General features: G+C 62.2%; 2 protein-coding genes. One reads left to right on the top strand and one right to left on the bottom strand.

The genetic code is table 11. The annotated features are described in order from the left end of the window. Positions 1-53: 53 nt before the first annotated feature. Entirely contained in the window at positions 54-3,068 is a 3,015-nt protein-coding gene (locus A9D13_RS04240) for a Tn3 family transposase (RefSeq protein WP_037555775.1), read from the bottom strand. 131 nt (positions 3,069-3,199) lie between these two features. Here A9D13_RS04240 and A9D13_RS04235 point away from each other — a divergent pair, with 131 nt between their 5' ends. After that, positions 3,200-3,760 carry a recombinase family protein gene (locus tag A9D13_RS04235; protein WP_011950653.1) on the top strand — a complete coding sequence of 187 codons (561 nt, stop codon included), beginning with the start codon at positions 3,200-3,202 and terminating at the stop codon, positions 3,758-3,760. Positions 3,761-3,792 lie beyond the last annotated feature (32 nt).

The raw sequence follows: 3,792 nt of genomic DNA, 5'->3' as shown, positions 1-3,792 counted from the left end.
GGGTCGTGCGGCTGAGCGGAACAGGAAAGTGTCGTAAGGGGCATTATTTCCTTTCAAAAGTCCCATTCGGAATTAGGTTGGCGTAGCGGTCTGAGGCCGCCGTTTGCGACGGCGTCAGGCACGGAGAAGTCGTAGCGGCCGAGGAAATTGATGTGACGCCAAGATATCGGCGAGAGCCGAGCGATATCGGCGGGCAGCGGCGGCGTCCCGGCCTCGCTGAGTTGGCGCACGGTTTCCTGCATGTAGACAGCGTTCCAGTGGACGATGGAGTTGAGGGCCAGACCGAGGACCCCAAGCTGCTCCTCTTGGCCCTGACGCAGAGGGCTTCTGATTTCGCCCCGATCGCCGTGATGGACGCGCCGACCGAGCTTGTGGCGCAATTCCTGCCGGTTGAGCTGAAACAATATTCGTCGCCGGAACGGCCGGTCATCGATGTATCGCAGGATATGCAGCGTCTTGATGATGCGGCCGAGTTCAGACAGGGCCTTGGCCAGCGTTGTTGGGCGGTCTTTGACCTGCAGCATTCGCATGACGCCTGCGGCCTTGAGGTGGCCGAGCTTGAGCGATCCGGCCAAGCGGATAAGGTCGGACCAGTTTTCCCGGATCAGATTGATTTTAACCCTGCCCCAGGCGGTCTGATCGAACGGCCCATAGCTCGCCTGGCGGTCGATACGCCAGAGTTTGGCGTCGCCGATGTCCGCCAGACGGGGGCTGAACCGGTAGCCCAAGAGCCAGAACAGACCGAAAATGGCGTCGGAATAGGCGGCGGTGTCGGTCATGATCTCCAGAGGATCGAGCTCGGTTTCCTGCTCCAGCAGGAGAGCCAGGACGACCAGGCTGTCGCGCAACGTGCCGGGGATGACCGCTCCGGTCAGACCGCTGAACTGATTGGAAATCATGTTGTACCAAGTGACGCCGCGCTCCTGGCCGTAATATTTGGGGTTGGGCCCGGCGTGTATGGCGCTCGACGGAGCGACAAAACGCATGCCGTCGGCGCTGGCCACCTCGCCTGCGCCCCAATGTTGGACGATATCCAGACGACTGTGAGCGGAAACGATCGCGGCGTTGGCCGCGGCGATGGTCTCGGGCCGAATGAAATTCTGACCGACCCAAGAAAGACGGTCGCGACGCAGAGCCGCAAATTCCGGGCGCACGATCGGCTCAAGACCGATGTTGCAGGCGCCGCCGACCAGGGTCGCGCACAGGCTTATCTCGAAGTGCTCGACGGTGGCCTGACGCTCGCTCAGATGCGTAAAGGACTTGGCAAATCCGGTTCGCGCCATGACTTCAAGAAAGATGTCGGGCATTCCGGCCTTCGGCATGCGCGTTTGGACGGCGGCGCGAAGTGCTCGAAGGCTCTCGGGTTCATCAAGCTTGTCGAGGGGCGTGACCACAATCCCCATCTTGTCGGCGACCGTCTCAAAACGCAGGTCCGGATTGTCGCCGGCGCGCGCAACGACATGTCGATATGCCTCGTCGAGAAGGCGGGAGAGACCGTCAATCTCAATGTCGGCTTCCAGAGATCGGCCCAGGGCGCGTGCTACCATCAACCTGGAATTGTGCCAGGACTCGCCCTCGAGCATCCCGCGCCGGGGATCCCCGTATCGGATGCCGGGCTTGGCGAACACATCGCGACGCTTGATCGCCAGACGCCACGCATCGATGATCGCGAAGACATAGGCCTTCGGGTCGCGCATCCTGCCATCGTCATCCAGGACATGTTGCCTCCACGCCTTCGAGACCGCAGCGATCGGTGCGCCGCGCATCTTGACGAGAGAGGACCAGTCGTCCACGCCCTTGAGGTAGCTGATCGCGGCCTTGACGTTTTTGCCACCTGGGGCAGCGTCGGTCTCGATGCGGGTAGCGATTTCAAAGAACAATCGCCGGGCGCTCCGCCATTTTGTTCGCAGTTGATCATAGGGCTTGGTCTCCGCGGGCTTGGCGATCGCCTCCACCTTGGACATGGCGGCCTCGATGTCGGGACGGGGCAACCGCTCGAAGAGCACATCTCGCCATTCATTGAGGGGCAGGGCGTCGTCGGTCAAAACCAACAGACCCATTGCGTGGAGCAGCATCGCGGCGCCATCGAGATCGCGCAGACTGCGCAGGCGGGCCTGTTTGTCGGCGGCTTCAGCCCCTTTCACCAAGTCGGCGAGCAGAGCCTCGGCCAGCTCGGCGGCGTCGTCCTGGGCCGCCGCTTCGAGCGTATGGAAGAGCGCGGCTACGGTCGCGGTTCGACGAGGCTCCTGAAGGGCGGCGATGGCCGAGGGCTTGCCGACGCGCGCTACCCGCGCGAGCCGCTCAAGGGTTGTGGCGGGAACGCCCCGCGGTGGCGCCGGCCGCAGATTGAACGCCCGGACCGCATCGAGCCGATCAAGGTGTCGGAAGAGTTCGGTCGGCATGCGCTTGGAGGGAACGGTCCGGAGCGCGTCCAGGGCGGCGAACGTGGATGTGTCGCCATCGTCAAACAGCGCGGCGATGCGCACGCGCTGGTCATCGCTCAAGCTGGCGACCAGATGGCGCCAAAGCCTGGTCCGCGCACGATCGCGGATCCTGCCAACCAGGCGCTCGACGACCGTGACGCCCGGCAGCAGCACCTTGTTGGCGATCAGCCAGGCCGCAGCTCGATCAATCAGGGGGCCGGGCCGATCGTCGCCGCTCCAGCAAAGGGCGTAGAGCCATCGGGTCAGCCGGAAACGTGCCACCGCGTTGTCGCCAAAGTCCGTGAAGCCGCAGTGCGTCCGGATGAGCGCGAGGTGCCGGATGCGTCGGCTTCCCGCAAAATAGGCGTCCACGTCCGTGCCGGGTTCAAGAGCGAGTTGTTCGATCACGGCCGCCAGGACCGACGCTGGGATCTCGGCGGGCGAGACTGGAAATGCGCCCAGAAACCGGGCGCTCGTCAGCATCACGGCAAAGCCGAGCCGATTGTGGTCGCCGCGCAGAGTTCCAATGAGGTCGCGATCAGTTTGGTCCAGATGGAAATATCGCGCGAGTTGATCGGCCGACGGTTCGCCATCAAAGCGGGCAAAGCCCTGACGCTGGGCGTCAGTGAGGTGACGGGTGGGCATACCGTGCGAAACTTTCAACTTTTGCGAAGGGGACGGCCCATGCCGATAAACAAGGCGAATTTCTTCGCAAAACATATGTGCGAAACAAAATTGTTTTGCAGTAACTTTCGCACAATATCTGGAGCAGTCGCATGAAGCTCGGCTACGCGCGCGTTTCCACCGAGGATCAGAACTTGGAAATCCAGCGCGGTCGGCTCTCGGAGGCGGGCTGTGAAATGATGTTCGAAGAGAAAATATCGGGGGCCGCTCGTGGCCGGCCCGAGCTTGAAAAGCTGATGGGTCACCTGCGCAAAGACGATGTTCTCGTCGTCGCCCGCCTCGATCGTTTGGCGCGATCCACCATCGAACTCCTGCACATCGCGGAACGCATCAAGGAAAAGCAGGCAGGATTACAATCGCTTGATGAACCTTGGGCCGATACCACGTCCCCGTCTGGCGTGATGATCATGACCGTATTCGCTGGGATCGCCCAGTTCGAGCGGACTCTCATATTGAGCCGAACCGAGGAGGGGCGAAAGGCGGCGATGGCGCGCGGTGTGAGCTTCGGACGCCCAAAGAAAATGCGCCCAGATCAGGCGGAGCTCGCTCGCCAACTCGTTCTCGAGGGTAAGTCCATTAGCGCCGTCGCAAGGACCTTCAACGTTCACCCGGCCACCATCTATCGCTGTATCGAGCCAAACAGTGCCTTATGACACTTTCCTGTTCCGCTCAGCCGCACGACCCA

The organism is Croceicoccus mobilis, from assembly GCF_001661965.1.
Lineage (GTDB): Bacteria > Pseudomonadota > Alphaproteobacteria > Sphingomonadales > Sphingomonadaceae > Croceicoccus > Croceicoccus mobilis.
Note: the sequence above shows the minus strand (reverse complement) of the source record. Positions and strands in the feature narration are given on the sequence as shown.